The sequence below is a fragment of the Erwinia mallotivora genome (genome assembly GCF_000590885.1).
GTDB lineage: Bacteria > Pseudomonadota > Gammaproteobacteria > Enterobacterales > Enterobacteriaceae > Erwinia > Erwinia mallotivora.
In genome coordinates, this window is the sequence record NZ_JFHN01000059.1 from 1 (window position 1) to 7,765 (window position 7,765).

Sequence of the window (7,765 nt, forward strand, 5' to 3'; positions counted from 1 at the left end):
CGATGCTTCCTGTGGTGGCGGCCGAGATTACCCCGGTCACCCCCGGCACTAAAGTCGATGCGGCAGGCAACGGCGTGCCGGTAATCAACATCGCCACGCCGAATCAGGCGGGGATCTCGCATAACCAGTACCAGCAGTACAACGTCGGCAGTGAGGGGCTAATCCTCAACAATGCCACCGGACAGCTGACGCAGACCCGCCTGGGTGGCCTGGTGCAGAACAACACCAATCTGAAAGCCGGGCAGGAAGCCCGCGCAATCATCAACGAAGTGGTCGGCGCGAATCGTTCACAGTTACAGGGCTATACCGAAGTGGCGGGCAGCGCGGCGAAGGTGATAGTGGCGAACCCCTATGGCATTACCTGTAACGGCTGCGGCTTTATCAACACCCCTGGCGTGACCCTGACCACCGGGAAACCCCAGCTGGATGCCAGCGGGAATCTCACCGCGCTGGAGGTCAGCAAAGGCACCATCGTGGTGGAAGGACAGGGGCTGGACGGCAGCGACGCCGATGCGGTAGCGATTGTCGCCCGCGCGACCGAGATCAACGCCGGTATCCATGCCCGCGATCTGTCGGTAACGGTGGGGGCCAACCGGGTCGGGCAGGATGGCTCGGTCACCCCCATTGCTGGTGATGGGGCAGCGCCGACGGTGGCGGTGGATACCGGCGCGCTGGGCGGCATGTATGCCAACCGTATCCATCTGGTGTCCAGCGAAAATGGCGTGGGGGTAAACCTGGGCAATCTGCTGGCGCGCCAGGGCGATATCGCGCTGGATGCCAACGGCAGGCTGGCGGTGCGCGACAGTCTGAGCAGCGGCGCGCTGACCGCCCGTGCGCAGAGCATCGAGCTGAGTGGCGAACATAAATCCGCCGGCCCGCTGACCCTGACCGCCGCCAACGCCATCGACCTGAACCACGCCACCGCAGGCAGCGACAAAGGCATCGCCATGCAGAGCGGGCAACGCCTGCAACTGGTGGGCAGCCAGCTGACTGCTGGCGAGGGGCTGAGCCTGAACGCGGGCGATCTGAACGCCGATGGCGCAAGCACCGCCCGCGCCGCAGGCAATATCACCATGCAGGCAGGCAATCAGCTGGATAATGCCGGGCAGTTTGTGGCAGACGGCAATCTGAAGATCAATGCGGCCGTGACCCGCAACAGTGGGACGCTGCTGGCAAAAGGGCAGTTGGATGGCGTCAGCAGCAGTCTGGCAAACCAGGGCATACTTCAGGGCAACAGCGTTACGCTCAGCAGCGGCACAGTAAGCAACAGCGGGACGCTGCTGGCGCAGGAAAATCTCACGGCGGTCAGCGACAGCCTGACTAATCAGGGCACCCTTCAGGGTAACAGCGTGTCGCTCAATGGCGGTGCATTCACCAACGCCGGGACGCTGCTGGCAACCGGCCAGCTGAATCTGGTCAGCGACAGCCTGGATAATCAGGGCTCTTTGCAGGGCAGTGGCGTCACGCTGAACAGCGGTACGTTAGATAACGGCGGTACGCTTCAGAGCACCGCCGGGATGATACTGGCAGGCAACACGCTGGATCAGAGCGGCACCCTGGCGGCGTCCGGGGATATGGCGTTGACTTACCGCGATCGCCTCACCAATGCGGCAGGCGCAACCACCCGGACCGATGGGGCGCTTGGCGTAAAAACCGCTGAGCTGAACCAGCAGGGCACTTTTTCTGCCGGTAAAGGCATAACGCTGGTCAGCGACAGCCTGAACAGCGGTCAGGATGCCCATACCCTCAGCAACGGTGACCTGTCATTGCAGGTGAAAGATCAGGCCGATCTGAACGGCGAACTGCGGGCTGACGGCCTGCTGAGCAGCAACAGCGGCAGCCTGCTGACCCGCGCCGCTGCACATCTTCAGGGCGAAAATATTAACCTCAACGCTGTTCAGGCGGATCTTGCGGGCACCCAGGCCGCCAGCGATCGACTGTCCGTCGCCGCCGATCAACTGAGCCACACGGGCAAAAGCAGTGCCGCGACTGTGCTGCTCACTGCCAGCGGTGCGCTGGACAACGCCGGTTCGCTGCTGGCGGAAAACCAGCTGCGGGCCAACGCGGCAACGTTAAGCAACAGCGGCAGCGTCAGTGGTGACAACGTCACGTTAACCGCTGTTGGTCTGAGCAACAGCGGGGTACTGAGTGCCGGGACCCAGATGCAGCTGGCTGCGGGCGCGCTGGATAACAGCGGGCGGCTCTCCGCGCCCCGGCTCGACCTGAGCAGCACAACCGTGGATAACCGTGGGCTGGTGCAGGGCGACAGCCAGCTGACGCTGTCAGCTCAGAAGCTGATTAACCAGCAATCGGGCACTATTGCCACTGCGGGCGACCTGGCGCTGGATCTGCCTGATTTCAGCAACGGCGGTCTGTTGACCACGGACGGCGCGCTGAGTCTTTCCGGTGAGCGCCTGTCGAACAGCGGCGAAATCAATGCGACCTCAGTCCGTGCTGACAATACCCTGTTCAGCAATCTTTCTGACGGCAAACTCCTGGCGACAGGATCTGCGCAGCTGGACAATACGCAACTGAGCAACGACGGCCTGATCGCCGCAGATCGGCTGGCGGTCAACGCCGCATCGCTTGATAACGCGGGCCGGATGCAGGGCAGTGACAGCCTGGCCCTGCGGGCAACAACGCTGAACAACGCAACCGCCGGGGAGCTGATTAGCGCGGGCCAGCTGGCGGTTAACGCCTCAACGCTGGATAACGCGGGACTGCTACAGGGTAATCAGCTGACGGTCAGCGCCGACAGCTGGCGTAACGCCGGTAACGCGCTGAGCGCCGGGGATGCCACGCTGAGCGCAAAAAACCTCAACAACAGCGGCAAGGTTCTCGGCCAGCAGGCGGTAGCGCTGCGGACAGAGGCGGCGACAAATAACGGCTGGCTGCTGGCAAAGGTGCTGGCATTCCAGGGCGACCTGCACAACAGCGGGGTGATTCAGGGTAATGATGCGCTGACGGTGAGCGGCAATCAGCTGGTTAACCAGGCAGACGGACAGCTGCAAACGGCGGGTGCGTTGGTGGTGAGTGCCACAAGCCTCGACAACCAGGGCTCTGTTCAGGCACAACGGGCTGACATCCTTGCCGACGACTGGCAGAACAGCGGCGACACACGCACCAGCGGCGATCTTGCTGCCACCGTCAGCGGAGCGCTGAGCAACGGCGGTGCGTTAATCGCTCAGCAACAGATGGCACTGAAGGCGGCGGCGTTGAATAACAGCGGCACGCTGGCGGCAGACGGGCTGACCCTTAGCGCGCCACAGCTGACCAACGGCGGTTTGTTGCAGGGTAACAGCAGCCTGACCCTCGACAGTGCGCAGATCGCCAATCAGGCTGGCGGCAGGCTGATTAGCGGTGGCGCACTCAGTCTGCACCCGGCGCAGCTGAGCAACGATGGCCTGCTTCAGGTGGCTGACCTGCTGGATATCCGCGCAGCTGATTTCAGTAACAGAGGCGAGGTATCTGCCGACGCGTTGAGTGCCAATCTGAGCGGCACCCTCAGCAACAGCGGCAAACTGCTGGTGCGTCAGCAGGCGGAGCTTCAGGCGCAAACGCTGAACAACGCCGGGATCCTTGCTGCGCAACAGCTACGCGCCAGCGGCGACCGGCTGCAAAACCAGGGGCTGATGCAGGGTGATGCGGCGTTCAGCGCTGATTTTCGTCAGCTGGATACCCTGGCGGGCGGTCAGTTGCTCAGCGGCGGTGAGCTGGCCTTGCAGGCGGATAATGCCAGTAATGCAGGCAGCTGGCAGGGCGCTCAGCTCAGCGGGCAGTTCGCCGCGTTGAGCAACACGGGCACCGTCAATGGCACCGCCGGTCTGGAAGGCCACGTCAGCGGCGTGCTGGATAACGCAGGCAGCCTGCTGAGCGGGGCAAACGCCAGCCTCAGCGTTGGCAGCCTGCTTAACCGTGGGAAAATCATCGCGGGCGATCTGAGCCTGAGCGGCACTACCCTCAACAACAGCGGGCTGTGGCAGGGCAACAACGCCCTGACCGTGCAGGCCGATGGCGATGTTGTACAGGGCAGCAGCGGTAAAACCCTCAGCGGCGGCAGCCTGTTGCTCAGCGCTGCCGGTCTGAATACGGCGGGTATCGTGCAGGGCAGCGATGTCAGCATCACCGCTGACGACTGGCTGAATTCCGCATCGCTCCTCGGCAGCGGTTCACTGACCGCAGGTATCGGCAGAACGCTGAGTAACAGCGGTGCGCTGCTCACCCAGGGCGCGCTGCAAATCAGCGCCGACAGCCTGATAAACAATGGCTCGCTGCTGGCAGAAAAAGCCACGCTGCTCAATGGCAGCAGCCTGAATAACAGCGGGGCCATCCAGGGGGAAACCCTGACCATTCGCCCCGCCAGCGTAACCAACCAGGGTAGCCTGACTGGCCTGAAGGCGCTGACGCTGGCGGCTGCGCCACAGCTCAGCCGCTTCCGGGTGCTGCTGGCGCAGGTAACCCCGACGCGGGTGCTGGTGAACAACGCCGGGGGGCAGTTGCTGACCCAGGGCACCCTGACTGTCACCGGCGATACGCTGACCAACAATGGCAGCTGGCAGGGCCAGCAGATCCTGCTGACGGCCCGACAACTGACCAATAAAGGCAGCATTCAGAGCGCCGACGCGCTGCAACTCAACCTGAGCGAAAGGCTGGACGCGGCGGCAGGCAGCAAAATTTCAGCTAACGGCGCGGCGGCGCTGCATGCGCTGGCGCTCAGCAATCAGGGGCAGTGGATCGCCAGGAATCTGACCTTGACCGGCGACACGCTGAACAACAATGGCGATATCACCGGGGTGGATGGCCTGACCGTGCAACTGAACGGCGCGCTGACCCAGCAGCAGGATAAAACCCTGCTCAGTGCCGGAAAGCTGAGCGTGCAGGCGGCGACGGTGAATAACGCCGGCCGGATGCAGGGCGGCGAACTGGAGCTGACCAGCGGCACCCTGGATAACAACGGACGGTTGCAGGGCGATAATAATCTGTTGCTGACCACCAGCGGACGGCTGACCAACAACGCTAATGGCACGGTGGTGGGGGGGGGCAACACGCTGACGTTGACCACGCCGGAACTCTACAACTATGGCCTGATCCAGGGCGTGACCGGCCGCATCACCGCCAGTGGACTTGCCAGCAACGCGGGTCGGGTACTCACCGCTGGCGAACTGATTTTCACCACGCCGCAGTTGGTCAATAACGGCTGGCTTCAGGCCGGGCAGCTGACGCTGAATGCGGCGAACACCACCAATAACGGCACGCTGCTGGCCGACCAGCAGGGGACGCTGACCGGATCTCTGCTTCAGAACCAGGGGATGACCCAGGGCGGAAACCTGGCGGTGAATTATCAGCAGCTGAACAATAACGGCACCCTGCTGGGCACCGGCCTGCTGAACGTCAACGCCGCGCAGATTAACCAGCAGGCGAGCGGGCGGCTATTCAGCGCGGGCAATCTGACCCTGACCAGCAACGGCCTGGATCTGCTGGGCCAGTTGGTGGCGCTGGGCGATGCATCGTTGAACGTGGCGAATGGTTTTGTCGCCCGCACCGCGCTGGCGGCGGGCAACCGCCTGAGCATCAGCACTAATGGCGTGCTGGAGAATCAGGGCACCCTTCAGGGTCAGGCGTTGACGCTCAGCGCGGGCGGTGCGCTGGTCAATAATGGTCTGCTGACCACCGGTTCTGGCGACAGCAGCCTGTCGGGCAGCCGTATCGCCATGAATGGCGCGGGCAGTTTGCAGGGCGGCGGCAACGTGACCCTGAACAGCGGCAGCGACGTCACCGTGGATGGCTTTACCGGTACGCGCGGCAGCCTGACCATCAGTGCGCCAGGCGCGATTGTTAACACCGCGCTGCTCTATGCCGGGCAGAATCTTTCGCTGCTGGCAAACAGCATCCGTAACCAGCGCGGCGATATTCTCGCCGGTAACAGCCTGTGGATGCAGCGCGATGCGGCGGGCAATGCCAACGGCGAAGTGATTAACACCTCCGGCACCATTGAGTCGCAGGCGGGGGATATTGTGATTAGTACCGGGCATTTACTGAACACCCGGGATGGGTTGCAGGTGACACAGACGTCAACACAAAATACCGCCATCAGCGGTCTGGGTGACGCGAACCTGAGCCTGCCTTATACCCAGATGGCGGATGGTACATGGGGTTACTACGATACGGTAACGGAAAGAACCGTGGGTTCATGTGGCCCTAATGGTTCCTGCACCACGTCCAGAACCACCACCTATCACTATGCCCCCTTTGAAGATTACGCCACCCAGAAGTTCGAACAATCACAAACGCAGACCACGGTGGTGACCAGCGGTGGATCAGCGCGGATCGCTTCTGCCAGAGATCTGATTTTGCATGCCGCCAGCCTGGAGAATCAGGCCAGCAATCTGCTCGCTGGCCGGAATGCTTTTTTATCCGGTAACCAGTTGAATAATCAAAGCTGGCAGGCGGGCACCAGCACCGACTATCTGATTTATCAGTACGGCAGCAAAAACGGCGGGGCGGCACCGTTTGCCACCATCGATGGCGACAGCTATGTTTCCCAAAAACCAACCATCAAGACGATAAATTTCAACCTGGTCGGACATGAGCAGCAGGCCGCGCAGGGAGAACTTTACCGCGCCGTCATCCAGGCCGGGGGCAACGTCAGTGCCAGCTTCAGCGGCGATATCAGCAATACCACCACCACCGCCAATGCGGGCTGGTCCGGCAATACGCTGGCCACCCCGGGCATCAGCGGCCTGGCCGCCGTCAGTCAGGTCGGTGCCCAACAGCGGCAGCAGATGGTCAGTGCTGACCGGGTGGCCGTCAGCTCCCCGCAGTGGTTCGATCAATTGCAGGCGGCATTGCAACAGGTCAACGCCGGAAGTGCGGTTGAAAACATCACCACCGTCACCACGCCGTTGTTCAGCAATAACGCTGACAGCGCAGGGCGGGCCGACCTGGGCAAAGCCGCGAGCCTGAGCGGTGCGCCGGTGGTCAGCACCGCGACGCTGCGTAACGACAAAGCGGCCAGCGTCGATACCAGTGCTTATCCACTGCCCTCCGGCAGTAACGGTTATTTTGTGGTGGCAGACAGCAAAAGCCCTTATCTGATCACCCTTAATCCAAAACTCAACGCGCTGGGGCAGCTGAACGACAGCCTGTTTGACGGCCTCAACGCGCTGCTGGGCAAACAGCCCGGCACGGCACCGCAGGAAAGCCGTCAGCAGTACACCGATGTCAATACCTTCCTCGGATCGTCTTATCTGCTTGACAGGCTTAACCTGAAGCCGGAGCAGGACTATCGTTTTCTGGGGGATGCGGCCTTTGATACCCGCTATGTCAGCAATGTGGTGCTGAATCAGACCGGCAGCCGCTATCTGAACGGCATCGGTTCTGAACTGGATCAGATGCGCTACCTGATGGACAACGCGGCGGCACAGCAGCAGTCGCTGGGGTTGCAGTTTGGCGTGTCGCTGAGCGCCGCGCAGATCGCCGCGCTGGACGGCAGCATTATCTGGTGGGAAGCCACCACGGTAAATGGTGAAACGGTGATGGTGCCGAAGGTCTACCTGTCACCCAAAGACGTGGCGATGCGTGATGGCAGCGTGATTGCCGGCAACAACGTCAGCCTTGCTGCCGGTAACCTCACCAACAGCGGCAGCACCGTCACTGCCAGAGACGATCTGAGCATCAACAGCGATAACAGCATCAGCAATCTCAATGCCGGACTGCTTAATGCCGGTGGCGACCTGCAACTGAGTGCGCTGAATAACATCAACAA

At 62.0% G+C, this 7,765-nt stretch carries 1 protein-coding gene; it reads left to right on the plus strand.

Translation table 11 applies throughout. The features are described from left to right. Positions 1-2: 2 nt before the first annotated feature. The coding region (locus BG55_RS15725) for a two-partner secretion domain-containing protein (protein WP_034939464.1) at positions 3-7,765 on the plus strand (7,763 nt) is incomplete at its 3' end.